This window comes from Pseudomonas sp. zfem002 (assembly GCF_032621685.1).
In the GTDB taxonomy this organism is placed as follows: Bacteria; Pseudomonadota; Gammaproteobacteria; order Pseudomonadales; family Pseudomonadaceae; genus Aquipseudomonas; species Aquipseudomonas japonica.
The window spans coordinates 15,972-38,750 of sequence record NZ_JAVYJH010000015.1 but is presented as its reverse complement, the minus strand read 5'-3'; the positions used below and the strand labels follow the sequence as shown (position 1 = coordinate 38,750).

The following is a 22,779-nucleotide window of genomic DNA, read 5'->3' as shown; positions in this document are numbered from 1 at the left end:
CTCAGCTCTCCCAGCCCGGCTGGTAGAGCGTGCCGTAGGTCTTGTCGAGGGCCGCGCGGACTACCGGCGAGTGCTGGTAGATATCGATGAATTTCGCCAGGCGCGGATCGTCCTTGCTCTTCGGCTTGATGACGAACTGGATCACGTATTCCTTGTGGTCGATGCCGTCGAACAGCAGCGCCGACTCGGCCTCGAAGGTCTTGGCCAGGCGGATGTAGTGTGGATAACCCTGCACCAGGTCGGCGTCATCGTAGGCACGCACCAGTTGCACGGCCTCGACCTGGAGGATCTTGATCCCCTTCGGATTGGCGACGATATCTTCCTCGGTGGCCTTGTAGCCGACCCCCGGCTTGAGCGTGATCAGCCCGGCCTTGGCCAGCAGCTGCAGGCCGCGACCACTGTTGATCGGGTCGTTGGCGATGGCCACGGTGGCGCCTTTGGGCAGTTCGTCGAGGGATTTGTACTTCTTCGAATACAGCCCGACGTTGTTGATGATCCCCGGGGCATAGGGCACCAGGTCGAAGCCGCCGGCGGCCTTGGCGTTTTCCAGGAAGGGGATGTGCTGGAAGAAGTTCACGTCGATGTCGCCGGCATTCAGGCTGACGTTGGGCGCGATCCAGTCGGTGAACTCGATCAGTTCGACCTGCAGGCCCTGTTTCTTCGCTTCGGAAACGGCGGCTTCCAGTGGCGCGGCGAAGGCGGCGGTAGTGCCGACCTTCAGGGCATCGGCGGCCTGGCTGGCGCCCGCCAGGCCGAGGGTCAGGGCAAGGGCCGCCACGGGGCGGGCAAAGAGGGTCTTAAGCATGCTGGAGCGCTCCGGTCGGTTGGGTGTCTTGGGTTGCGTGGCGATAGCTGGCGCCGGGATGGTCGGCGGGCAGGTGGTCGGTGCCGGCGCTGAACAGCTTCTGGCGCAGGCTGCCGTGGTCGTAGGCGGTCTTGTACGAGCCGCGTTTCTGCAGCTCGGGGATGACCAGGTCGATGAAGTCTTCGTAGCTTTCCGGGGTCACGGTGCGGGCCAGGTTGAAGCCGTCCAGGCCGGTCTCGGCGATCCAGCTTTCCAGCTCGTCGGCGATCTGCTGCGGCGCACCGATCAGGGTGATGTAGCGCCCGCCCAGGGCGTGCTGCTCGAGCAGGCGGCGGCGGGTCCAGTCGTTGTTCTGCAAATGCTTGGTTGCCGACTGGATGGCATTGCTCTTCACGTACTGGATCGGCTCGTCCAGCGCGTAGGCGGAAAAATCGATGCCGGTGGAACTGGAGAAGTGCGCCACCCCGGCTTCGGCGCTGGCGTGGCGCAGGTATTCGGCATGCCGGGCGCGGGCTTCCTCCTCGCTGGCGGCGACGATCACCGTGATGCCCATGAACACCTTGATCGCCTCTGGATCACGGCCGGCCGCCACGGCGGCGGCGCGCACCTTGTCGACCTGGGCGCGGGTCGCGGCCTTGGTCTGGCCGCTGATGAACACGCATTCGGCATGCTGCCCGGCGAAGCCCAGGCCGCGTTCCGAAGCGCCGGCCTGGAACAGCACCGGCGTGCGCTGCGGCGACGGCTCGCAGAGGTGGTAGCCCTCGACCTTGTAGAACTCGCCGTGGTGACGAACCTTGTGCACCTTGTCCGGCCGCGCGTAGATGCGCTGCTGGCGGTCCTCGATCACCGCGTCGTTTTCCCAGCTGCCTTCCCACAGCTTGTAGAGCACTTCCAGGTATTCGTCGGCCTGGTCGTAGCGGCGGTCGTGCTCGGGTTGTTCATCGAGGCCCATGGCCTTGGCGGCGCTGTCCAGGTAGCCGGTGACGATGTTCCAGCCGACCCGGCCACGGCTCAGGTGGTCGAGGGTGGAAAGGCGCCGGGCGAACAGGTACGGCGGCTCGTAGGTGAGGTTGGCGGTAAGGCCGAAGCCCAGGTGTTGCGTTACCGCGGCCATCGCCGAGACGAGCAGCAGCGGGTCGTTCACCGGCAGCTGGATCGACTCCTTCAGCGGCACGTCCACCGACTGCTGGTAGACGTCGTAGACGCCGACGATATCGGCCAGGAACAACCCGTCGAACAGCCCACGCTCCAGCAGTTTCGCCAGGTCGGTCCAGTACTCCAGGGTCTTGTACTGGCTCGAGGTATCCCGCGGGTGGGTCCACAGGCCATGGTTGATATGGCCGACGCAATTCATGTTGAAGGCGTTGAGGAGGATCTTCTTCTTCGCCATCAGATGGTCCCCCGCAACGGCGGGTTCTGCTCGTTCAGGTAGTAGTTGCCGATGGCGTGGTACTTCCAGCGCACCGGGTCGTGCAGGGTGTGGGTGCGGGCGTTGCGCCAGTGGCGGTCGAGGCCGTGCTCGGCCAGGGTGGCCTGGCTGCCGGCCAGTTCGAACAGGGTGCTGCCGGCGGCCAGGGAAATCTCGGTGCTGATGGCGCGGGCCTCGGCCACGGCGATGGAGGCGGCGGCCACGCTGTCGGCGTTGGCGTCGGCCTGGGCACGGTCGAGGAACTCGCCGGCTCGCTCCAGCAAGGCTTCGCTGGCGTGCAGGCGGATCGCCAGGTGGCCGAAGGACTTCAGGGTCAGCGGGTCTTCGCTGGCCTTGTCGTTGCCGGCGTCGATCCAGGGTCGGGTGCGGGTGCGCACGAAGTGCAGGGCATCCTCGTAGGCGGCGCGGGCGATGCCGGTGTCGATGGCGGCGTGGAGGATCTGGGCCAGCGGACCGACCGGGGTCGGGCGCTCGAAGGCGCTCTGGAACGGCACCACGTCGTCGCTCGCGACCCGCACGTTGTCGAACAGCACCGAGCCGCTGCCGGTGGTGCGCTGGCCGAAGCCGCTCCAGTCGTCGATGACCTTCAGGCCGCTGCTGTCGGCGGGCACGAAGGCCAGTTGCTGCACGCCGTGCTCATCCACCACCGAGGTAGGGATGCGCTGGGCGTAGAGGGCGCCGGTGGCGTAGAACTTGCGGCCGTTGATGCGCAAATCGTCGCCGTCGCGGGTCAGGGCGGTGGTGCGTTCGTTGGCGGTCTTGGTGCCCAGTTCGGCAAGGGCATTGCCGAAGCGCACACCGGCCAGGACCTCGGCATACAGGCGCTGTTTCTGCGCCTCGGTGCCGTTCACCCGCAGCACTTCGAGGGCGTAGAAATGGTTCTGCGGGATCTGCCCCAGCGAGCTGTCGGCCTGGGCGATGCGGGCGATCACCCTGGCCAGGGTGACCGTGGACACGCCAGCGCCGCCATAGGCCTTGGGCACGCTGATGCCCCACAGCCCGGAGCGCGAGAACAGCTCCAGTTCGGCATGCGGCAGGCGCCGTTCGCGGTCGCGCAGGATGCTGTCCTGCTGCAGTTGTCCGGCGATCCGTTCGGCGACGGCCAGGGCCTGGGCGTCGTCGGCGATCACCGGCACGTTGTAGTGCGGAAGGGAAACATGGCTCATGAGACGGGCTCCAGTGGTCTGGTCAAATCCAGGAATGCCGGGCGGGCAGGGTGCCGTTGAGGTGGTACGCGCCCACCGCGTGGTACTTCCAGCGCACCGGGTCGTGCAGGGTGTGCACCCGGGCGTTGCGCCAGTGGCGGTCGAGGTTGAATTCGGCGAGGGTCGCGCGGCTGCCGGACAGCTCCAGCAGCTTCTCGCTGGCCAGCAGGGAAATTTCCGTAGTCAGCACCTTGGCTTCGGCCACGGCGATCGAGGCGCGGGCGGCGGAAGCGGCATCCACCGGCGCGGCGTTGACTTCGTCGAGCACCTTGCCGGCCTTGACCAGCAGGGCCTGGGCGGCGTGCAGTTCGAGTTGCAGGCGGCCGATATCGGCGATCACGTAGGGATCGTCACCGGCTTTTTCGACGCCGGCATCGACCCAGGGGCGGGCGCGTTCGCGGATGAAGGCGATGGCGTCGGCGATGGCGTTCTCGGCGATCCCGGCATCGATGGCGGCCTGGATCAGTTGCGACACCGAGCCCTGGATATTCGGGGTTTCGCCGAGGCGCCAGTTCTCCACCACCAGTTCGGCGTCCACCGGTACTTCATTGAGCAGCACGGTGCCGCTGGCGGTGGTGCGCTGGCCGAAGCCGGACCAGTCGTCGACGATGCGCAGCCCCGGGCTGGCGCGGCGGATGAAGGCGATGACCTGACGGCCTTCCTCGTTCAGCGCCTTGGCTGCGACCCAATGGGCGAACAGGGCGCCGGTGGAATAGAACTTCTGGCCGCTGATCACGTGGGTGTCGCCCTCGCGGACGATGCGTGCCTTGAGTTCCAGGGTGTTCTTGGTGCCGCGCTCGGGCCCGGCATTGCCGATGCGCCAGCCGTCCAGTACCGACTTGAACAGCACCTGTTTCTGCCGTTCGCTGGCGGCGCCGCGGAGCATCTGCAGGAGGCCGAACTGGTTCTGGGGAATCTGGCCCAGCGCCGGGTCGGCGGCGCTGACGATGCGAAAGACCTCGGCGAGGGTGACGAAGGACACCTCGGGACCGCCGTATTCGCGGGGAATGCTGATGCTGCCCAGGCCGCTGCGGGTGAACTGCTCGACTTCGGCCCACGGCAGTTTGCGTTGCTGGTCGCGCTTGCCGGCCTGCAGGCGGGCGCTGGCGGCCAGTTCATGGGCGGCGGTGATGGCTTCGGCATCGCTGCGCAGGACCTTGGCGGGAAGCAGCAGTGGTGCCGTGTCCAGATCGCTGTGGACGGTGGTGGTGGCGAGATTGGACATACCTGACCTCATTGTGGGATGGCGGTGGTGCAATGGGGTCCGGTGGTCCGGTTCATATACCGTAATCGTGTATAAAAATTATTTGAACTAACGATTGGGAATATGAATAGAAATCGGGTTGTTGGTTGGGCAACACAGGATCAACAGTGGGTTCGGGAGCCCGAGAACTCGTAGGAGCGTGGCTTGCCCGCGAAGGACCGCGTAGCGGTCCCAGATATCAGTGAGGTCCGGGACCGCTGCGCGGTCCTTCGCGGGCAAGCCACGCTCCTACAGCGGTTGACGCGGCATCGCTAAAGCGGCCCCAAAATTTGTGGACCTAACCTAATTCGAAAAAGTTATTTATTTCTATTTTCTTAGATCAATTAATCTTTCAACCACTCACCACACGAACCCGCCCGCCAGGAGTCCACCCATGACCTTCTTCGCCCCGTTGCGCCTGTTTTCCGCCCTGGCCCTGGCCGGTGCCGCCATGTTCGTGCAGGCCGCTGACCTCACCGTGGCCTACCAGACCACCGTCGACCCGGCCAAGGTGGCCCAGGTCGATGGCCGCTACGAGCAGGCCAGCAAGGCCAGCATCGACTGGCGCAAATTCGACAACGGCGCCGACGTGATCACCGCCGTCGCCTCCGGCGACGTGCAGATCGGCTACCTCGGTTCCAGCCCGCTGGCCGCCGCCGCGAGCCGCAAGCTGCCGGTGGAAACCTTCCTCATCGCCACCCAGATCGGCGCCGCCGAAGCCCTGGTCGCCCGTGACGGCGCCGGCATCGCCTCGCCGCAGGACCTGGTCGGCAAGAAAGTCGCCGTGCCCTTCGTCTCCACCGGCCACTACAGCCTGCTGGCCGCGCTGAAGCAGTGGAACATCGACCCGGCCAAGGTACAGATCCTCAACCTCGCGCCACCGGCGATCACCGCCGCCTGGAAGCGCGGCGACATCGACGCCACCTACGTCTGGGACCCGGCCCTGGGCGTGGCCAAGGAAAACGGCAAGGTGCTGATCACCTCCGGCGAGCTGGCGCAGAAAGGCGCGCCGACCTTCGACGCCTGGATCGTGCGCAAGGACTTCGCCGCCAAGCACCCGGAGGTGGTCAAGGCCTTCGCCAAGGTGACCCTCGACGCCTACGCCGACTATCGCAAGGACCCGCAAGCCTGGCTGGCGGACAAGGCCAACGTCGACAAGCTGGCCAAGCTGTCCGGCGCCAAGACCAGCGACATCCCCGGCCTGCTGCAGGGCAACGTGTTCCCGCTGGCCGCCGACCAGGTCGCCGCCCTCGGCGCGCCGACCACCCAGGCGATCACCGAGACCGCGAAGTTCCTCAAGGAGCAGGGCAAGGTCGAGGCGGTGCTGCCGGACTACTCGCCGTACGTCAGCGCGAAATTCATCACCAACTGAGTCCCGGAGTCGTCATGGCCCTGCTACAGCTGGAGCGCATCAGCGCACAGTACCCCGGCGCCGCCACCCCGGTGCTCGCCGACATCTCCCTGAGCCTGGGCCCGCAGCAATTGCTGGTGGCCCTCGGCCCTTCCGGCAGCGGCAAGACGTCGCTGCTCAACCTGATCGCCGGCTTCGTCAGCCCCAGCGCCGGGCGTATCACCCTCGACGGGGTGCCGGTGCAAGGGCCGGGCGCCGAGCGCGGCGTGGTGTTCCAGGACGATGCCCTGCTGCCCTGGCAGGACGTGCTGGCCAACGTCGCCTTCGGCCTCGAACTGGCCGGCGTGCCGCGGGCCCAGCGCGAGCGCAAGGCGCGGGAAATGCTGGTCCTGGTGGACCTCGCCGATTTCGCCGAACGGCGTATCTGGCAACTCTCCGGCGGACAGAAACAGCGCGTCGGCCTGGCCCGGGCGCTGGCCGCCGATCCGCGGGTGCTGCTGATGGACGAGCCGTTCGGCGCCCTCGATGCCTTCACCCGCGAGCAGATGCAGGAGTTGCTGTTGCAGGTCTGGCAGCGCACCGCCAAACCGGTGTTCCTGATCACCCACGACATCGAGGAAGCAGTCTTTCTCGCTACCGACCTGGTCCTTCTCGCGCCCAATCCGGGGCGGGTGGTGGAGCGCCTGCAGCTGGACTTCGGCCAGCGCTACGCGGCCGGCGAGTCGGCGCGTTCGATCAAGTCCGATCCCCGTTTCATCGAAACCCGCGAGCACGTGCTGGCGCGGGTCTTTTCGCAACGCAGCGCCGCCGGGCGGCAGGAGTTCGCATGAGCAGCCTCGACCTGCCGGTAACGGCAAAACCCGGCGTCGGCGTACCGCGTGTGCGCCGTAGCCTGAGCACCCGCTGGATCAGCGGCCTGACCCTCGGCGGCCTGCTCGCCCTGTGGTGGCTGGTGACCGCGGCGGAGTGGATCGAGCCGCTGTTCCTGCCCTCGCCGGAAGCGGTGCTGGGCAAGGCCTGGGTGCTGCTGACCCAGGGCTACATGGAATCGACCCTGTGGCAGCACCTCGGTGCCAGCCTCGGCCGCATCGGCCTGGCCCTGGGCGCGGCGATCCTCACCGCGATCCCGATCGGCATCGCCATCGGCCACAACCGCATCGCCCGCGGCATCCTCGACCCGCTGATCGAGTTCTACCGGCCGATCCCGCCGCTGGCCTACCTGCCGCTGATCGTGATCTGGTGCGGCATCGGCGAGCTGTCCAAGGTGCTGCTGATCTACCTGGCGATCTTCGCCCCGATCGCCATCGCCACCGCCACCGGCGTGCGCACCGTCGACCCGGCCAAGCTGCGCGCCGCGCAGTCGCTGGGGGCGAGCAGGGTGCAGCTGATCCGCCATGTGATCCTGCCCAGTGCCTTGCCGGACATCCTCACCGGTGTGCGCATCGGCCTTGGCGTGGGCTGGTCGACCCTGGTCGCCGCCGAGCTGATCGCCGCCACCAGCGGCCTCGGCTTCATGGTCCAGTCGGCGGCGCAGTTCCTGGTCACCGATGTGGTGGTGCTGGGCATCCTGGTCATCGCCCTGATCGCCTTCGCCCTGGAAATGGGCCTGCGTGCCCTGCAGCGCAAGCTGGTGCCGTGGCACGGCCAGAGCCACTGAAACGCATTCATTTAGTGAGACAGACATGAGCCTGATCATTACCCCGCTGAGCCCCGCGCTCGGTGCCCAAATCAGTGGCGTGGACCTGAGCCGCGCGCTCGACGCCGACACCCGCGATGCCATCGAGCAGGCCCTGCTCGCGCACCAGGTGCTGTTCTTTCGTGAGCAGGCGATCACCCCGCGGCAGCAGGCCGATTTCGCCGCGCGCTTCGGCGACCTGCATATCCATCCGATCTATCCCAACGTGCCGGAAACCCCGCAGGTGCTGGTGCTGGATACCGCCGTCACCGACGTGCGCGACAACGCCATCTGGCACACCGATGTGACCTTCCTGCCGACCCCGGCGCTGGGTGCGGTGCTGGCGGCCAAGCAGCTTCCCGCGTATGGCGGCGACACCCTGTGGGCCAGCGGCATCGCGGCCTACGAGGCGTTGTCGGCGCCGTTGCAGCAGTTGCTGGAGGGGCTCACCGCGACCCACGACTTCACCAAGTCCTTCCCCTTGGCGCGCTTCGGCAGTACCCCGGAAGACCTGGCGCGCTGGGAAGCGGCGCGCAAGGCCAACCCGCCGATTTCCCATCCGGTGATTCGCACGCACCCGGTGAGCGGGCGCAAGTCGTTGTTCGTCAGTGATGGTTTCACCACCCGGATCAACGAGCTGAGCGAGCAGGAGAGCGAGGCGATCCTGAAGCTGCTGTTCGCCCATGCGACCCGGCCGGAATTCACCATTCGCTGGCGCTGGCAGGAGAATGATGTGGCGTTCTGGGACAACCGGGTGACGCAGCATTACGCGGTGGATGATTACCGGCCGCAGCGGCGGGTGATGCACCGGGCGACGATCCTGGGGGATGTGCCCTTCTAATGGTGCACCTTCGATCGGCGGCGCAGCCGTCGTAGAACCTGAGTCCCGAGTTTGTCTGACACAATCGGGACTCAGGTTTTATGGCCGCTTCGCAGCCAATCGCGGATGAATCCGCTCCCACACCGCTCTCTGTGACCTTTAGATGATTCGGGCTTCAGCGGTAGCCGGCTTCAACTGGATCGCCACGAACTTCGACGTCGGCGTATGGCTGCCATCGCCGACACTCTCCAGAGGCACCAGCGGGTTCACCTCCGGATAGTAGGCCGCCGCCTGCCCCGCCGGGATATCGAAGGCCAGCAGGGTGAAACCCTTCACCCGGCGCTCCAGGCCATCCCCCCACAGCGAGACGATGTCGGCCTTGTCCCCCGGGTTGAAGCCCAGGCGGATGATGTCCGCCTCGTTGGCGAACAGCACGTTGCGCTGCCCCTTCACCCCGCGGTAACGGTCATCCAGCCCGTAGATGGTGGTGTTGTACTGATCGTGCGAGCGCATCGACTGCATGATCAGGTCCGGCAACTGGCCGCTGGCGCGCACGCCTTCGTGGAGCAGGTCGTCGGGCAGGCGGTTGGCCTTGAAGTTGGCCTTGCCGCTGGCGGTCTTCCAGATGCGCTGGCCGGCGCTGTTGCCCAGGTAGAAGCCCCCCGGATGCTGCAGCCGTTCATTGAACTGCTCGAAGCCCGGGATGGTGTGCATGATCAGGTCGCGGATACGCCCGTAGTCGGCGATCAGCCAGTTCCAGTCCACCGGATGCTTGCCCAGGGTCGCCGCGGCGATCCCGGCGATCACCGCCGGCTCCGAACGCATGTGCCGCGACAGCGGTTTCAGCTGGCCGTTGGAGGCGTGGACCATGCTGAACGAGTCTTCCACGGTCACTGCCTGCGGGCCTTCGCCCTGCTGGTCGATATCGGTACGGCCCAGGCACGGCAGGATCAGCGCCTGCTTGCCATGGACCAGGTGGCTGCGGTTGAGCTTGGTGCTGATGTGCACGGTCAGCTCGCAGTTGCGCAGGGCCTGCGCGGTACGCTCGGTGTCCGGGGTGGCCTGGGCGAAGTTGCCGCCCAGACCGATGAACACCTTGGCCCGGCCTTCGAGCATGGCGTGGATCGCCTCGACGGTGTTGTGGCCGTTGTGGCGCGGCACCGGGAAGCCGAAATGCCGCTCCAGCGAGTCGAGCAGCGCCACCGGCGGACGCTCGTTGATGCCCATGGTGCGGTCGCCCTGCACGTTGCTGTGGCCTCGCACCGGGCACAGGCCGGCGCCCGGCTGGCCGAGGTTGCCGCGCAGCAGCATGAGGTTGGCGATTTCCTGGATGGTCGGCACCGAATGGCGGTGCTGGGTGATGCCCATGGCCCAGCACATGATGACTTTCTTCGCTTTCACGTACATCTGCGCGGCCAGTTCGATCTCGCCGCGGGGCAGGCCGGATTGCGCTTCGATCTGCGCCCACGGGGTGGCATCGACCACCGCCAGGTACTCGTCGACGGTGGCGGTGTGCTCGGCGATGAAGGCGTGGTCGAACACCGGCTCGCTACCGTTGGCCTGGGCTTCGCGCTCCCACTGCAGGAGGAACTTGGCCATGCCGCGCATCATCGCCATGTCGCCACCGAGGGCCGGGCGGAAGAACGCGGTGTTGGTCGGGCGGTCGCCGTTGGTCAGCATCTCGATCGGGTGCTGCGGGTGCTGGAAGCGTTCCAGGCCACGTTCCTTCAGCGGGTTGATGCACACCACCTGGGCGCCGCGCTTCACCGCTTCGCGCAGCGGTTCGAGCATGCGCGGGTGGTTGGTGCCGGGGTTCTGGCCCCAGACGAACAGGGCGTCGGCGTGCTCGAAGTCATCGAAGGTCACCGTGCCCTTGCCGACCCCGACGCTCTGCCCGAGGGCCACGCCGCTGGCCTCGTGGCACATGTTCGAGCAGTCCGGGAAGTTGTTGGTGCCGTAGGCGCGGACGAACAGCTGGTACAGGTAGGCCGCCTCGTTGCTGGCCCGGCCCGAGGTGTAGAACTCGGCCTGATCAGGGCTGGAGAGGCCCTTGAGGTGCCCGGCGATGACGGCGAAGGCCTCGTCCCAGCTGATCGGCTTGTAGCGGTCGCTGGCCGGGTCGTAGACCATCGGTTCGGTCAGGCGGCCCTGGTATTCGAGCCAGTAGTCGCTCTGGCCAAGCAGCGAGGTGACGCTGTGCCGGGCGAAGAAGGCCGGGTCGACGCGGCGCTTGGTCGCTTCCCAGTTCACCGCCTTGGCGCCGTTCTCGCAGAACTTGACCATGCCGTGTTCCGGCGAGTCGCCCCAGGCGCAGCCGGGGCAGTCGAAGCCGCCGTTCTGGTTGGTCTTGAGCAGGGCGCGGATGTTCTTCAGGGCGTTGTCGCTGCCGATCCACGCCTGCGCCACGCTGCGCAGTGCGCCCCAGCCGCCGGCGGCGCCGTGGTAGGGCTGGTAGCGCGGAACGGGTTTCTGGTCGGCTTGATGATGCAGGCTCACGATCGCTTCTCCCGCGCCGGGCTGTAGACCCGTGGCGCACTGTGTTGCGGCAGGTGGATGAGGTTCAGGTTGTGCCGGCGGGCCCACTGCAGGGCCAGGCCGGTGGGCGACGACAGGCTGACCAGGGTCTGGATGCCGGCGCGCAGGACTTTCTGGATCAGTTCCAGGCTGCAGCGGCTGGTGACGATGGCCAGGCCGCCACGGGTGTCGATGCGCTGGCGGACCAGGGCGCCGATCAGCTTGTCGAGGGCGTTGTGCCGGCCGATGTCTTCACGGCCGAGCAGCAGTTCGCCGGTCGCGTCCATGAACAGCGCCGCGTGCACCGCGCCGCAGTGCTGGCCGAGGGGCTGGAAGGCGCTGATGCGCTGGCGCAGGCCGGCCAGCCATGCGGCGGGCGGCAAGGGCGCGCCGGGCAGTACCTTGAGCTCGGGCAGGGCCTGCTCCACGGCTTCGACGCCGCACAGCCCGCAACCGCTGGTGCCGGCCAGCTGGCGACGCTGGGTCTTGAGGTTCCAGAACGCCCGGCTGGCGATTTCCACCTGGGCGTGCAGGGCCGAACCGCTGCCGGCCAGCTTGATGTCGTAGAGGTCGTCGGCGCTGTCGACGATGCCGCTGCCAATGCTGAAGCCGACCACGAAGTCGTCGAGGTCGGTGGGACTGACCAGCATCACCGCCTGGCTGATGCCGTTGTAGGCGATGGCCAGGGCCACTTCCTCGGCGAGGTCGGCGCTGGCGGGGGCGCAATCTTCTAGCTGGCTGTACTCGTATCGCACGCTGGCGGCAGGGGCTTCCAGGGTCGTGGAAGCCGCGCAAACCGGTGGTTTGCTGCTCATTTAGGGGTACCCGAGGGGCTGATCAGTCCTTAGCCTAGGCCTGTGCTCGGGTATCGTCTAATCGCTTGTACCGATGTCTTGATAGACCCCGTCGATCATGCTTCGTCGAGCAGTTTCCGGTACTCGGCCAGGCAGGCTTCGGCCAGTGCCGAACGCGGCGCGGTACGGCGCATGATCAGACCCAGCGGGGCCAGGGTGCTGGCCTGTTCGATGGGGTGCAGGCGCAGCCCGCCGGTGACCGCCTCGAGGCCGCTGCCCAGCGGCATCACCGCGCAGCACAGGCCGCCATGCACCGCCTGGACCAACTGATGGACGGCATCGGTCTGCAGCAGCAGGCGCGGGACGAGGCCGCGGCTGTGGAAGTTGTGGTCCACCGACTGGCGAAAGTGCATGCCGGCGGTGAGCAGGCCCAGCGGCAGTTCGGCCAGGGCTTGCCAGTGCAGCGGGGCGTCGGCGAAATGAAAGTGCGCCGGGTCGTACAGCAGGCCCATGCGCGATTCGCCCAGGGGCAGGGCTTCGAAGCGCTCCTGATCGAGGCGTTCGAGGTAGGACAGGCCGAGGTCGAGGCGGTTGCTGGTGAGCTGTTCGAGGATCTGCTCGGAGCTGAGTGCGCTGAGCTCGAAGGCCAGGTCCGGGTGCTGGCGGTGCAGGCGTTGCAGCAGCGGCAGCGGATCGAAGCTGGACAGCGGCACCATGCCCAGGCGCAGGGTCCCGGCCAGGTGCCCGCGACAGGCGGCGGCCTCGGCCTGCAGGCCGTCGTAGGCGGCGAGGACCGCGCGGGCCCAGGCCAGCACCCGCTCGCCCTGGGCGGTGAAGCCTTCGAAGCGCTGGCCGCGGTTGACCAGCTCCAGCCCCAGCTCGCGCTCCAGGTTGCGCAGGCGCATCGACAGGGTCGGCTGGGTCACGTGGCACAGCGCGGCGGCCTGGCCGAAGTGGCGGGTTTCGTCCAGGGCGATGAGGAATTTCAGCTGTTTGATGTCCATCGTCGTCTCGGGGCTGGCGGGCGGGGCATTCTAACCTGTCCTAGACTTTGGGCTCCGAGATTCCTTTGAAAGGGAGAGCGACATGAGTCTGTTCAGTTTCGTGAAAGAAGCAGGAGAAAAACTCATCGATCTGCTGACGCCGGGCAATGCCAATGCCGGCGAACAGCTCAAGGATCACGTGGCGAAGGTGGGCTTGGGCAACCCCAATATCCAGACCACGGTCAATGGCGACACGGTCACGGTGACGGGCGAGGTGGGCAGTCAGGAAGAGAAGGAGAAGATTCTCCTGGCCCTGGGCAATATCGCCGGCGTGGCCTCGGTGGACGACCAGATCGTCGTGACCGGGCCGATCGCCGCCGCGGCGCAGTTCGTGGTGGTGAAGCAGGGCGATACCCTCAGCGCCATCTCGTTGGCGGTCTATGGCAACGCCAACCTGTACAACAAGATCTTCGAAGCGAACAAACCGATGCTGAGCCATCCGGACAAGATCTATCCGGGGCAGTCGCTGCGGATTCCGTAGGAGCGTGGCTTGCCCGCGAAGGACCGCAACGCGGTCCCGGACCTCACCGTGATCAGGGACCGCTAGCGCGGTCCTTCGCGGGCAAGCCACGCTCCTACGGGAGTTTTGCGTTCAGTCCTTCAAGAAGCACCCGGTAGTCTTCCTGCGCCGCGAATTCCTCGGTATCGCGCGCAGGCTTGCGGCTGTCCGGCTGGCGCACCGCCAGCAGGTGGGCGACGCCGAAGGTGCGGGCACTGCGCAGGATCGCCAGGGTATCGTCGATGAACAGGCTGCGCGCCGGGTCGAAGCCGGTATCGGCCTGCAACGCGCTCCAGAACTGCGGGTTCTCCTTGGGAAAGCCGTAGTCGTGGGAACTGATCATCCGCTCGAAATACGGCGCCAGGGCCACCCGCTCCAGCTTCAGCGACAGCGAATCACGGTGTGCGTTGGTGATCAGGATCACCCGCTTGCCGGCGGCGCGCACGGCGGCGAGAAAGGTGTCGGCGTCCGGGCGCAGGGCGATCAGGTTGGCGGTTTCCAGCTTCAGTTCGCGCACCGGCAGCTGCAGCTCGGCGCTCCAGAAGTCCAGGCAGTACCAGTTCAGCGAGCCGGCGTTGCGTTCGAACAGCGGCTGCAGTTCCAGCTCGGCCATGGCCCGGCTGATGCCGTGGTGTTCGGCGTAGCGCTGCGGCAGGTGTTCGAGCCAGAAGTGGTTGTCGTAGTGCAGGTCGAGCAGGGTGCCGTCCATGTCCAGCAGGACGGTATCGATGTCGCGCCAGGCAAGGGCAGGCATGTGCAAGATTCTCGTTCGGTCAGGCTGTCGTGGGCGGTATAGTACCCCGTTACCGCCAAGGAGCCGCCCCCTCATGCGCCAGAAACCCACCGTCCTTTCCAGCGAAATCGTCGCCAGCAGCCGCCTGTTCCGTGTCGAAGCCGTGCAGCTGCGCTTTTCCAACGGCGTCGAGCGCACCTACGAACGCCTGGTCGGGCGCGGCAACGGTTACGGCGCGGTGATGATCGTGGCGATGCTCGACAGCGAGCATGCCGTGCTGGTCGAGGAATACTGCGGTGGCACCGACGAGTACGAGCTGTCCCTGCCCAAGGGCCTGATCGAGCCGGGCGAAGACGTGCTGGCGGCGGCCAACCGCGAGTTGAAGGAGGAGGCCGGCTTCGGCGCCAACCAGCTGGAGCACATCACCGAGCTGTCGCTGTCGCCGGGCTACATGAGCCAGAAGATCCAGGTGGTGCTGGCCACCGACCTGTATGAAGAACACCTGCCAGGCGACGAGCCGGAGCCGATGCGCGTCGATCGCGTCAGCCTGCGCGAGCTGTCGGCCCTGGCCCAGCACCCGCAGTTCTCCGAAGGGCGGGCGCTGGCGGCGCTGTACCTGGTGCGCGACCTGCTGACCCAGCGTGGAGTGTTCCCGGTATGAACGACGTCGACCTGATCCCTCACGTGGTGGCGTTGGCCCGTCACGCCGGCGCGGCGATCCTGCCGTTCTGGCGCGCCGACGTCGAGGTGCTGGCCAAGGCCGATGCCTCGCCGGTCACCGCCGCCGACCTCGCCGCGCACAGGGTCATCGCCGACGGCCTGAAGGCCCTGGCGCCCGAGATCCCGGTGCTGTCCGAGGAAGACTGCGAGATCCCCCTGCAGCAGCGCCAGGCCTGGCAGCGCTGGTGGCTGGTGGACCCGCTGGACGGGACCAAGGAATTCATCGCCGGTACCGACGAGTTCACCGTGAACATCGCCCTGGTCGAGCAGGGCCGGGTGGTCTTCGGCGTGGTGGCGATGCCGGTCAACGGTCGCTGCTACTACGGCGGGCAGGGTATCGGCGCCTGGCGTGCCGAGGCCGACGGCAGCGTCGAGCCGATCCGTGTGCGCCTGGCGCCGCCGGCTGGGGAGTCGTTCACCGTGGTCGCCAGCCGCCGGCATTCCAGCCCGCAGCAGGAGCGCCTGCTGGCGGGGCTCGGGGAGGCGCTGGGTGAGCTGCAACTGGCCAATATCGGCAGTTCGCTGAAGTTCTGCCTGCTCGCCGAGGGCGCCGCCGATTGCTATCCGCGCCTGGCGCCGACCTCGCAGTGGGATACCGCGGCGGCCCAGGGCGTGCTGGAAGGGGCGGGCGGCGAAGTCCTCGGGCTGGATGGCGAGGTGTTCGCCTATCCGCCGCGTGAGTCCCTGCTCAATCCGTTCTTCCTCGGCCTGCCTGCCGCCGCCCCGTGGCGCGGCAAGCTGCTGGCCCTTGCCTCAGCGATGTAGGACGTACTGCCCGTCGAACTCGACGGCGGGCGCCTCGGCGTCTTCGTTGAAGATCCGCGTATGCAGGCTCAGGCGTGCGCGGCCATGGCGCTGGTAGGTGCTGACGAAACGCTTCCAGACTTTCTCCTCCGGCGCCTCGCACACGGCGATGGCCGCGCCGGTGACCGGCAGCGGATAACTGATCGCGCCTTCCTGGATGACGATATGCCCGTCGTCGATGCCGGCCTCGCGCAGGCGCAGGTGCAGCCAGCCCCAGCCGGCCAGGACCGCGCCGCAGTACAGGCTGCCGCCGAACATGGTGCTCTTGTGGTTGACGTTGGGTGCCAGCGGCAGGCGCAGGCGCAGGCGTTGCGCCTGCCAGTCGAGCACCTGCATGCCCATCTCGTGCGTCAGCGGGATGTCCCGATGCAGAACGCTTTCCAGGTAGTGGCTGGCACTGCTCATCAACGGCTTTCCTCCAGGTCATCGGTGGCGCTGGCGTTGCTGTCGGCGAAGCTCAGGCCGTGCTTGCGCAGCTTGTCGTGCAGGGTCTTGCGCGGAATGCCGAGGGCTTCGGCGAGGCTGCGCATGGAGCCGTGCGGGCGGGCCAGTTCGGCGGCGATCAGCGAACGCTCGAAATGTTCGACCTGCTCGCTGAGGTTGCCGTGGGCCGGCGGCAGCTCCTGCGCCGCGCTGGGGCTGTCCACCTGGCCATCCAGGGCCAGCTCCAGGCCGAGGGCGAAGCGTTCGGCGGCGTTCTGCAGTTCGCGCACGTTGCCCGGCCAGGCGTGGCGCAGCAGCATGGCGCGCTGCGCCGGCTGCAATGCGTGCGCGGGCAGGCCGTGGCGCTCGCTGGCGGCATCGGCGAAGTGCTGGAACAGCACGAGAATGTCGTCGCCCCGTTCGCGCAGCGGCGGGATGCGCAGCGGCGCGACATTCAGGCGGTAATACAGGTCGGCGCGGAAGCGGCCCTGGTCGGCGGCCTGGCGCAGGTCTTCCTTGGTCGCGGCGATCACGCGGATATCCAAGGGGATCTGCTGGTTGCCGCCGAGGCGCTCCAGTACCCGCTCCTGGAGCATGCGCAGCAGCTTGACCTGGACGTCCAGGCTCATGCTCTCGATCTCGTCGAGGAACAGCGTGCCGCCGTTGGCGAATTCGAACTTGCCGATACGGCGCTTCTGCGCGCCGGTGAAGGCGCCGGGTTCGTGGCCGAACAGCTCGCTTTCCACCACCGACTCGGCCAGGGCGCCGGCGTTGATCGCCACGAACGGGCCGTCGCGGCGCCCCGACAGGTCGTGCAGGGCGCGCGCCACCACTTCCTTGCCGGCGCCGGTCTCGCCGAGGATCAGGACGTCGGCGCGGGTCGCGGCGAGGGCGCCGATCTGTTCGCGCAGACGCTGGATCGCCGGCGATTGGCCGACCAGGCGCCCGCTCAATTCCTGGCGATCGCTCAGCGCCAGGCGCAGGCTGCGGTTATCCAGCACCAGGCGGCGCAGGGCCAGGGCGCGGCGCACGCTGTCGAGCAGGGCATCGCTGGCGAAGGGTTTTTCCAGGAAGTCATAGGCTCCGGCGCGCATCGCCTGCACTGCCAGCGGCACGTCGCCGTGACCGGTGATCAGCAGCACCGGCAGTTCCGCGTCCTGGCCGTGCAGTTGTTCCAGCAGTTGCAGGCCGTCGATGCCGGGCATGCGGATATCGCTGACCACCACCCCGGGCCAGTCGGCCTCGATGCGCCGGGCCAGGCCCTGGGCGTCGCTCAGCGGCAGCACGCGCAGGCCGGCGAGGTCGAGGGTCTGGCTGAGGGCCTGGCGCAGGTGCGGGTCGTCGTCGACCAGGATCACCTGGGTGCGGCTGTCGATCAGGGGCTCTGCACTCATGCCGAGAGGTCCTCCGAAGTCTGAAGATTGGCGCCGGGCTTGGCCACGCGCAGTTGCAGGGTCAGCAGTGCGCCGCCTTCCGGGTGGTTGGCCAGCAGCAGCTCGCCGCCCAGGGCGCGCATCAGCGTGTCACAGATCGCCAGGCCCAGGCCAAGGCCCTGGGTGCGGGTCTTGGTGGTGAAGAAGGGTTCGCGGGCGCGGGCCAGGGCCTGGCTGGTGAAGCCGGGGCCGTTGTCGCGGATCGTCAGGTAGACGCAATCCTCGCGGCGCTCGGCACTTATCCACAGTTTGCGCGGGTTGGCCTTTTCGGTCAGGGCGTCGAGGGCGTTGGCCAGCAGGTTGCCGAGCACCTGGCGCAGACGGGTTTCCCCGGCCTGGACCCACAGCGTGGCTTCCGGCAGGTCGCGCACCAGCTCCACGGCCATGGCCCGGCGCCGCTTGGCCAGCAGGGCCAGGGCGTCATCCAGCGCCGGCTGCAGGGCCACGCTCTCCGGGGCGTGGCGGTCGCGGCGGGCGAAGGCGCGCAAGTGGGCGATGATCGAGGCCATGCGCCCGGTCAGTTCGTTGATCAGCTTGAGGTTGCCGCGGACGTCGTCGATGCGCTGGTGATCGAGCAGTACCTCGGCGTTTTCTGCGTAGCTGCGGATCGCCGCCAGCGGCTGGTTGAGTTCGTGGCTGATGCTCGCCGACATGGTGCCGAGCACCGACAGCTTGCCGGCCTGGACCAGTTCGTCCTGGGCGCGGGCGGCTTCCTGCTGGGCCTGTTCGCGTTCCAGCACTTCGGTTTTCAGGCGGCTGTTGAGGCCTTCGAGGTCGGCGGTGCGCTCGGCCACGCGCTTTTCCGAGTCGTGGCGGGCGCGGGCCTCGAAGTCGATGCGGTCCATGTAGTGACGCCGCCGCTGCATCACCAGGCCGACCAGCAGCATCACCACCAGCAGGGTGGCGCCGCCCACTGCCATCACCGTGCTGACCGAGCGATCCACCAGCACCCGCGGGGCGAGGATATTCACTTCCCAGCCGGTCTCCGGAATCGAGCGGGTCTGCACCAGCCAGGCCTGGCGGTTGAGGTTGAGCGGCCGCGGTTCCTGGGTCGGGTAGGGCTGGATCGCGGTGATCGCCTGGCGTTCTTCCGCGCTCAGCGGGCGGGTGGCGCGGAAACGCCAGTCCTGGCGCGAGGTCAGCACCACCACGCCGTTGCTGTCGGTCAGCAGCAGTTGTTCCGGGCTCTTGCCCCAGAGGGTTTCGGTGTGGTCGAGATCGACCTTGACCACCAGCACGCCGATCACCGTGCCGTTGTCCCACACCGGCGCGCCGAAGAAGTAGCCGCGCTTGGCCGAGGTGGTGCCCTGGCCGAAGAAGCGGCCCAGGCGCCCGGCGATGGCGTCGCTGAAGTACGGGCGGAAGGAGAAGTTGCGACCGATGAAGCTGTCTTTCTTGTCCCAGTTGGAGGCGGCCAGGGTATTGCCCTTGGCGTCCATCAGGTAGATGACTTCGGCGCCGGTCTGCGCGCTGATGTCCTTGAGGCGCCGGTTGGCGTTGGTCTGGTGTTCCAGGCGCAGCGGGTCGGCGAGCACGGCGCGCAGGGTCGGCAGGTCGCCGAGGATCTGCGGCAGGGCTTCGTAGCGGTGCAGGGTGCCGAGCAGGTTGGCGACGTAGAGGTCGAGGGTCTGGCGGTTCTGGTTGGCCAGTTCTTCCTGGTAGTAGTGTTCGGCGAGGTGCTTGAGCGGCCACAGCAGCGGCGCCAGGCACAGGGCCAACAGGGCGAGGCTGCGCCAGCGGGGGCGGCGGGGAAGGCTGGGGGTCATGGTCATCGCGAAAAAATGCGCCAGAAGGGTCTGGCGCATTATGCGCTACTTCAGGCAGTCGATCAGTGCCTGATGCCAGTCCGGCTGGCTGACCTGCCATTCGCGCTGCAGGCGGCTGCAGTCGAGGCGCGAGTTCAACGGTCGGCGCGCCGGGGTCGGGTATTCGCTGGACGGGATCGGCAGCAGTCGGGCGCAGGGCTTGCCACGCGCCTTGAGCTGTTCGCCGATGGCCTGGGCGAAGCCGAACCAGGAGGTTTCGCCTTGCGCGGTCAGGTGGTAGGTGCCCCAGGCGCCGGCCTGGCCGGACTGCCAGCGCTCGATCAGGCGGCGGGTGCTGGCGGCGATGGTGCCGGCCCAGGTCGGCGCGCCGATCTGGTCGGCGACCACGCGCAGTTCCGGCTTTTCCTGCAGCAGGCGCTGCATGGTCAGGAGGAAGTTGCGGCCGTGCTGCGAGTACACCCAGCTGGTGCGCAGGATCAGGTGCTGGCCGCCCACCGCGGTGATCGCCTGTTCGCCGGCCAGCTTGCTCTGGCCGTAGACGCCCAGTGGATTGGTCGCATCGTCTTCGCGGTAGGGCGTGGCCTTTGCACCGTCGAAGACGTAGTCGGTGGAGTAATGGATCAGCGGAACGCCCAGGCGCGCGGCTTCTTCGGCGAAGACTCCGGGCGCCCGGGCATTGATGGCGAAGGCCAGCTCCGGCTCGCTTTCGGCCTGGTCCACCGCGGTGTGCGCGGCGGCGTTGATGATCAGGTCGGGGGCGAGGGCGCGGACCTGATCGGCGATGCGTTCGGGGTGGGCCAGGTCGAGCTGGTCGCGGCCCAGCAGGTGCAGTTCGCCGAGGTCGCCCAGGGCCTGCTGCAGGGCCTGGGCGACCTGGCCGTTGCGGCCGCTCACGAGGATCTTCATGGGAACAGGTCCGCCTCGCTCAGCCGTTTGCCGTTCTGGTCCTTGGCCGAGAGCAGCGGCTGGCCGTCGAGCTGCCAGTCGATGGCCAGGTCCGGGTCGTCCCAGCGCACGCAGCGCTCGGCGGCCGGGTTGTAGTAGTCGGTGGTCTTGTAGAGGAATTCCGCGTAGTCGCTGAGGACCACGAAGCCGTGGCCGAAGCCCGGCGGAACCCACAGCTGGCGGTTGTTCTCGGCGGACAGGCGCACGCTGGTCCAGCGTCCGAAGTTCGGCGAGCTCCGGCGCAGGTCAACGGCGACATCCAGGACTTCGCCGGCCACGACCCGGACCAGCTTGCCCTGGGCATTTTCGATCTGGTAGTGCAGACCGCGCAGCACGCCTTTCTGCGAGCGCGAGTGGTTGTCCTGGACGAACTGTGCATTCACCCCGGTCTGCTCGGCGAAGACGCGGGCGTTGAAGCTTTCGTAGAAAAAGCCGCGGGCATCCCCGAACACCCGGGGTTCCAGGATCAGGACCTCGGGCAGTGTGCTGGCAATTACCTTCATTTGCTCATCAATCCAAGCAGGTACTGACCGTAGCCGGTCTTGCTCAGGGCCGCGGCCCGGGCGGTGAGTTGCGCTTCGTCGATCCAGCCCTGCTGGAAGGCGATCTCTTCCAGGCAGGCGACCTTCAGGCCCTGGCGATGCTCGATGGTCTGCACGTACTGCGACGCTTCCAGCAGGCTGTCGTGGGTACCGGTGTCGAGCCAGGCGAAGCCGCGGCCGAAGCGTTCGACCCGCAGGTCGCCACGCTTGAGGTAGGCATTGTTGACGTCGGTGATTTCCAGCTCGCCACGGGCCGAGGGTTTCACCGAACGGGCGATCTCGATCACATCGTTGTCGTAGAAATACAGCCCGGTGACCGCGTAGTTGGATTTCGGTACCGCCGGCTTTTCCTCGATCGACAGCACGCGGCCGTCACTGTCGTACTCGACCACGCCGAAGCGCTCGGGGCCCTTGACCCAGTAGCCGAACACCGTGGCGCCGTGGCTGTGCGAGGCGGCCCGCAGCAACTGCGCGGTGAAGCCCTGGCCGTGGAAGATGTTGTCGCCCAGGACCAGGCATACCGAGTCGTCGCCGATGAATTCCTCGCCGATCAGGAAGGCCTGGGCCAGGCCGTCGGGCGTCGGCTGCTCGGCATAGCTGATGCTGATGCCGAACTGGCTGCCGTCACCGAGCAGCTGGCGATACTGCGGCAGGTCCTGCGGGGTGGAGATCAGCAGGATTTCGCGAATGCCGGCGAGCATCAGCACCGAGATCGGGTAATAGATCATCGGTTTGTCGTAGATCGGCAGCAGCTGCTTGGAGACGCCGAGGGTGATGGGGTGCAGGCGGGTGCCGGAGCCGCCCGCGAGGACGATACCTTTGGTCATGCAATCAGATCCTTGAAGTCGGAAGTTCCCAGGCGTTGTCCCTGGTAGCTGCCGTCCTGGACGTGGCGGCACCATTCGAGATTGTCCAGGTACCACTGCACCGTCTTGCGCAGGCCGCTGGCGAAGGTTTCCACCGGCACCCAGCCCAGCTCGCGCTCGATCTTGCCGGCGTCGATGGCGTAGCGCTGGTCATGGCCGGGACGGTCCTGGACGTAGGTGATCAGGTCGGCATAGTGGGTCACGCCCGCCGGATGCTGGGGAGCCAGTTCCTCGAGCAGGGCGCAGATGCCGCGCACCACGTCGATGTTCTTCTGCTCGTTGTGGCCACCGATGTTGTAGGTCTCGCCGACCACACCGTCGCTCACCACCTTGAGCAGGGCGCGGGCATGGTCTTCGACGAACAGCCAGTCGCGCACCTGCAGGCCGTTGCCGTAGACCGGCAGCGGCTTGCCTGCCAGGGCGTTGAGGATCACCAGCGGAATGAGTTTTTCCGGGAAGTGGAACGGCCCGTAGTTGTTCGAGCAGTTGGTCAGCAGCACCGGCAGGCCGTAGGTACGGTGCCAGGCACGGACCAGGTGGTCGGACGCGGCCTTGCTCGCCGAATACGGCGAACTTGGCGCGTAGGGGGTGGTCTCGGTGAAGAGGTCGTCGACGCCGTGCAGGTCGCCATACACCTCGTCGGTGGAGATGTGGTGGAAGCGGAAGGCTTCGCGCTCGCCGGCCGGCAGTTTCGACCAGTAGCCGCGGGCGGCCTCCAGCAGGCTGTAGGTCCCGACGATGTTGGTCTGGATGAAGTCCGACGGGCCATCGATGGAACGGTCGACATGGGACTCCGCCGCGAGGTGCATGATCGCGTGGGGCTGGAAGCGCTCGAGTACCGCGCTGACCGTGGCCTGGTCGACGATGTCGGCCTGGACGAATTCGTAGCGGGTGTTGGTCGCGATGCTGTGCAACGACTCCAGGTTGCCCGCATAGGTCAACTTGTCGAGGTTGAGGACGTCGTGGTCGGTGTGGTCGATCAGGTGGCGCACCAGCGCGGAGCCGATGAAGCCGGCTCCGCCTGTGATGAGGATTCGCATGTCGGGTTGCCTATCTCGCATAACTGACATTGAGCAAAGGGACCATAGCTTGTGTGCAGGCGCGCAGTGGTGCAAGCAGATTGCGCCGGATAGCCCGGCATGTCCTGTTTTACTCAACGAAACCTGGAA

Annotated in this window: 22 protein-coding genes; 7 read left to right on the top strand and 15 right to left on the bottom strand. The window is 67.2% G+C overall.

Going from position 1 to position 22,779, the window contains the following annotated elements; genetic code table 11:
* Window position 1 precedes the first annotated feature (1 nt).
* Genes RTI28_RS17820 through RTI28_RS17805 form a run of 4 tightly spaced genes read right to left on the bottom strand, consistent with a single transcriptional unit; the run spans window position 2 to window position 4,664 of the window.
* Window positions 2–805 (bottom strand): MetQ/NlpA family ABC transporter substrate-binding protein, encoded by an 804-nt coding sequence (locus tag RTI28_RS17820; protein ID WP_316921689.1) that lies wholly within the window; start codon window positions 803–805, stop codon window positions 2–4.
* Window positions 798–2,195 carry an LLM class flavin-dependent oxidoreductase gene (locus RTI28_RS17815; RefSeq protein WP_316921688.1) on the bottom strand — a complete coding sequence of 466 codons (1,398 nt, stop codon included), beginning with the start codon at window positions 2,193–2,195 and terminating at the stop codon, window positions 798–800. Before RTI28_RS17815 ends, RTI28_RS17820 begins: the two co-directional genes overlap by 8 nt.
* On the bottom strand, window positions 2,195–3,400 hold the full coding sequence (locus tag RTI28_RS17810) for an SfnB family sulfur acquisition oxidoreductase (protein ID WP_316921687.1): 1,206 nt from the start codon (window positions 3,398–3,400) through the stop codon (window positions 2,195–2,197). The genes RTI28_RS17815 and RTI28_RS17810 overlap by 1 nt, the downstream gene beginning before the upstream one ends.
* A gap of 22 nt (window positions 3,401–3,422) precedes the next feature.
* Entirely contained in the window at window positions 3,423–4,664 is a 1,242-nt protein-coding gene (locus tag RTI28_RS17805; RefSeq protein ID WP_316921686.1) for an SfnB family sulfur acquisition oxidoreductase, read from the bottom strand.
* 412 nt (window positions 4,665–5,076) lie between these two features.
* On the opposite strand from RTI28_RS17805, the gene tauA reads away from it, so the two are divergent.
* From tauA to tauD, 4 genes are read left to right on the top strand one after another with little or no spacing between them, the layout of a single operon-like run.
* Window positions 5,077–6,054, top strand: coding sequence for a taurine ABC transporter substrate-binding protein (tauA, locus tag RTI28_RS17800; protein ID WP_316921685.1), 978 nt, complete (start codon window positions 5,077–5,079; stop codon window positions 6,052–6,054).
* A 14-nt stretch (window positions 6,055–6,068) separates the two neighbouring features.
* A complete protein-coding gene (tauB, locus tag RTI28_RS17795; RefSeq protein ID WP_316921684.1) occupies window positions 6,069–6,863 on the top strand; it encodes a taurine ABC transporter ATP-binding subunit in 795 nt (264 codons plus the stop codon).
* Window positions 6,860–7,690 carry a taurine ABC transporter permease TauC gene (tauC, locus tag RTI28_RS17790; protein ID WP_316921683.1) on the top strand — a complete coding sequence of 277 codons (831 nt, stop codon included), beginning with the start codon at window positions 6,860–6,862 and terminating at the stop codon, window positions 7,688–7,690. Before tauB ends, tauC begins: the two co-directional genes overlap by 4 nt.
* A gap of 25 nt (window positions 7,691–7,715) precedes the next feature.
* Window positions 7,716–8,549, top strand: coding sequence for a taurine dioxygenase (tauD, locus tag RTI28_RS17785; protein WP_316921682.1), 834 nt, complete (start codon window positions 7,716–7,718; stop codon window positions 8,547–8,549).
* A 138-nt stretch (window positions 8,550–8,687) separates the two neighbouring features.
* On the opposite strand, the gene RTI28_RS17780 is transcribed toward tauD, so the two are convergent.
* The 3 genes from RTI28_RS17780 to RTI28_RS17770 form a co-directional block, all read right to left on the bottom strand.
* Window positions 8,688–11,024 (bottom strand): FdhF/YdeP family oxidoreductase, encoded by a 2,337-nt coding sequence (locus RTI28_RS17780; RefSeq protein WP_316921681.1) that lies wholly within the window; start codon window positions 11,022–11,024, stop codon window positions 8,688–8,690.
* Window positions 11,021–11,857, bottom strand: coding sequence for a formate dehydrogenase accessory sulfurtransferase FdhD (fdhD, locus tag RTI28_RS17775; protein WP_316921680.1), 837 nt, complete (start codon window positions 11,855–11,857; stop codon window positions 11,021–11,023). The genes RTI28_RS17780 and fdhD overlap by 4 nt, the downstream gene beginning before the upstream one ends.
* A gap of 95 nt (window positions 11,858–11,952) precedes the next feature.
* Window positions 11,953–12,840, bottom strand: coding sequence for a LysR family transcriptional regulator (locus RTI28_RS17770; protein WP_316921679.1), 888 nt, complete (start codon window positions 12,838–12,840; stop codon window positions 11,953–11,955).
* Window positions 12,841–12,922: 82 nt separating this feature from the next.
* Here RTI28_RS17770 and lysM point away from each other — a divergent pair, with 82 nt between their 5' ends.
* Window positions 12,923–13,360, top strand: a complete 438-nt coding sequence (gene lysM, locus RTI28_RS17765; protein WP_316921678.1) for a peptidoglycan-binding protein LysM — start codon at window positions 12,923–12,925, stop codon at window positions 13,358–13,360.
* Between the two features lie 94 nt (window positions 13,361–13,454).
* On the opposite strand, the gene yrfG is transcribed toward lysM, so the two are convergent.
* On the bottom strand, window positions 13,455–14,132 hold the full coding sequence (gene yrfG, locus RTI28_RS17760; protein ID WP_316921677.1) for a GMP/IMP nucleotidase: 678 nt from the start codon (window positions 14,130–14,132) through the stop codon (window positions 13,455–13,457).
* Window positions 14,133–14,205: 73 nt separating this feature from the next.
* Between yrfG and nudE the strand changes: the two genes are divergently transcribed.
* Together nudE and cysQ are read left to right on the top strand one after the other, a co-directional pair.
* The gene (gene nudE, locus RTI28_RS17755; RefSeq protein WP_316921676.1) at window positions 14,206–14,772 is read left to right on the top strand and encodes an ADP compounds hydrolase NudE; all 567 of its coding nucleotides are present in this window, start codon (window positions 14,206–14,208) and stop codon (window positions 14,770–14,772) included.
* Window positions 14,769–15,596 carry a 3'(2'),5'-bisphosphate nucleotidase CysQ gene (gene cysQ / locus RTI28_RS17750; protein ID WP_316921675.1) on the top strand — a complete coding sequence of 276 codons (828 nt, stop codon included), beginning with the start codon at window positions 14,769–14,771 and terminating at the stop codon, window positions 15,594–15,596. The genes nudE and cysQ overlap by 4 nt, the downstream gene beginning before the upstream one ends.
* Here the strand turns inward: cysQ and RTI28_RS17745 are convergent.
* Genes RTI28_RS17745 through rfbB form a run of 7 tightly spaced genes read right to left on the bottom strand, consistent with a single transcriptional unit; the run spans window position 15,585 to window position 22,650 of the window.
* Window positions 15,585–16,040: a YiiD C-terminal domain-containing protein gene (locus tag RTI28_RS17745; RefSeq protein ID WP_316921674.1), complete on the bottom strand. Its 456-nt coding sequence runs from the start codon at window positions 16,038–16,040 to the stop codon at window positions 15,585–15,587. The genes cysQ and RTI28_RS17745 overlap by 12 nt on opposite strands.
* The gene (locus RTI28_RS17740; RefSeq protein ID WP_316921673.1) at window positions 16,040–17,452 is read right to left on the bottom strand and encodes a sigma-54 dependent transcriptional regulator; all 1,413 of its coding nucleotides are present in this window, start codon (window positions 17,450–17,452) and stop codon (window positions 16,040–16,042) included. The genes RTI28_RS17745 and RTI28_RS17740 overlap by 1 nt, the downstream gene beginning before the upstream one ends.
* The gene (locus tag RTI28_RS17735; protein ID WP_042120673.1) at window positions 17,449–19,263 is read right to left on the bottom strand and encodes an ATP-binding protein; all 1,815 of its coding nucleotides are present in this window, start codon (window positions 19,261–19,263) and stop codon (window positions 17,449–17,451) included. Before RTI28_RS17735 ends, RTI28_RS17740 begins: the two co-directional genes overlap by 4 nt.
* A gap of 39 nt (window positions 19,264–19,302) precedes the next feature.
* Window positions 19,303–20,163: a dTDP-4-dehydrorhamnose reductase gene (rfbD, locus tag RTI28_RS17730; protein WP_316921672.1), complete on the bottom strand. Its 861-nt coding sequence runs from the start codon at window positions 20,161–20,163 to the stop codon at window positions 19,303–19,305.
* Window positions 20,160–20,705, bottom strand: a complete 546-nt coding sequence (gene rfbC, locus RTI28_RS17725) for a dTDP-4-dehydrorhamnose 3,5-epimerase (RefSeq protein ID WP_316921671.1) — start codon at window positions 20,703–20,705, stop codon at window positions 20,160–20,162. Before rfbC ends, rfbD begins: the two co-directional genes overlap by 4 nt.
* On the bottom strand, window positions 20,702–21,571 hold the full coding sequence (rfbA, locus tag RTI28_RS17720) for a glucose-1-phosphate thymidylyltransferase RfbA (protein ID WP_316921670.1): 870 nt from the start codon (window positions 21,569–21,571) through the stop codon (window positions 20,702–20,704). Before rfbA ends, rfbC begins: the two co-directional genes overlap by 4 nt.
* Entirely contained in the window at window positions 21,568–22,650 is a 1,083-nt protein-coding gene (gene rfbB, locus RTI28_RS17715; RefSeq protein ID WP_316921669.1) for a dTDP-glucose 4,6-dehydratase, read from the bottom strand. The genes rfbA and rfbB overlap by 4 nt, the downstream gene beginning before the upstream one ends.
* Window positions 22,651–22,779: the final 129 nt, after the last annotated feature.

Bases quoted from the DNA above. Each gene is read 5' to 3' on its own strand.
- RTI28_RS17820 (WP_316921689.1), bottom strand. From the start codon at position 805: ATGCTTAAGACCCTCTTTGCCCGCCCCGTGGCGGCCCTTGCCCTGACC.
- RTI28_RS17815 (WP_316921688.1), bottom strand. From the start codon at position 2,195: ATGGCGAAGAAGAAGATCCTCCTCAACGCCTTCAACATGAATTGCGTC.
- RTI28_RS17810 (WP_316921687.1), bottom strand. From the start codon at position 3,400: ATGAGCCATGTTTCCCTTCCGCACTACAACGTGCCGGTGATCGCCGAC.
- RTI28_RS17805 (WP_316921686.1), bottom strand. From the start codon at position 4,664: ATGTCCAATCTCGCCACCACCACCGTCCACAGCGATCTGGACACGGCA.
- tauA (WP_316921685.1), top strand. From the start codon at position 5,077: ATGACCTTCTTCGCCCCGTTGCGCCTGTTTTCCGCCCTGGCCCTGGCC.
- tauB (WP_316921684.1), top strand. From the start codon at position 6,069: ATGGCCCTGCTACAGCTGGAGCGCATCAGCGCACAGTACCCCGGCGCC.
- tauC (WP_316921683.1), top strand. From the start codon at position 6,860: ATGAGCAGCCTCGACCTGCCGGTAACGGCAAAACCCGGCGTCGGCGTA.
- tauD (WP_316921682.1), top strand. From the start codon at position 7,716: ATGAGCCTGATCATTACCCCGCTGAGCCCCGCGCTCGGTGCCCAAATC.
- fdhD (WP_316921680.1), bottom strand. From the start codon at position 11,857: ATGAGCAGCAAACCACCGGTTTGCGCGGCTTCCACGACCCTGGAAGCC.
- RTI28_RS17770 (WP_316921679.1), bottom strand. From the start codon at position 12,840: ATGGACATCAAACAGCTGAAATTCCTCATCGCCCTGGACGAAACCCGC.
- lysM (WP_316921678.1), top strand. From the start codon at position 12,923: ATGAGTCTGTTCAGTTTCGTGAAAGAAGCAGGAGAAAAACTCATCGAT.
- yrfG (WP_316921677.1), bottom strand. From the start codon at position 14,132: ATGCCTGCCCTTGCCTGGCGCGACATCGATACCGTCCTGCTGGACATG.
- nudE (WP_316921676.1), top strand. From the start codon at position 14,206: ATGCGCCAGAAACCCACCGTCCTTTCCAGCGAAATCGTCGCCAGCAGC.
- cysQ (WP_316921675.1), top strand. From the start codon at position 14,769: ATGAACGACGTCGACCTGATCCCTCACGTGGTGGCGTTGGCCCGTCAC.
- RTI28_RS17745 (WP_316921674.1), bottom strand. From the start codon at position 16,040: ATGAGCAGTGCCAGCCACTACCTGGAAAGCGTTCTGCATCGGGACATC.
- RTI28_RS17740 (WP_316921673.1), bottom strand. From the start codon at position 17,452: ATGAGTGCAGAGCCCCTGATCGACAGCCGCACCCAGGTGATCCTGGTC.
- RTI28_RS17735 (WP_042120673.1), bottom strand. From the start codon at position 19,263: ATGACCATGACCCCCAGCCTTCCCCGCCGCCCCCGCTGGCGCAGCCTC.
- rfbD (WP_316921672.1), bottom strand. From the start codon at position 20,163: ATGAAGATCCTCGTGAGCGGCCGCAACGGCCAGGTCGCCCAGGCCCTG.
- rfbC (WP_316921671.1), bottom strand. From the start codon at position 20,705: ATGAAGGTAATTGCCAGCACACTGCCCGAGGTCCTGATCCTGGAACCC.
- rfbA (WP_316921670.1), bottom strand. From the start codon at position 21,571: ATGACCAAAGGTATCGTCCTCGCGGGCGGCTCCGGCACCCGCCTGCAC.
- rfbB (WP_316921669.1), bottom strand. From the start codon at position 22,650: ATGCGAATCCTCATCACAGGCGGAGCCGGCTTCATCGGCTCCGCGCTG.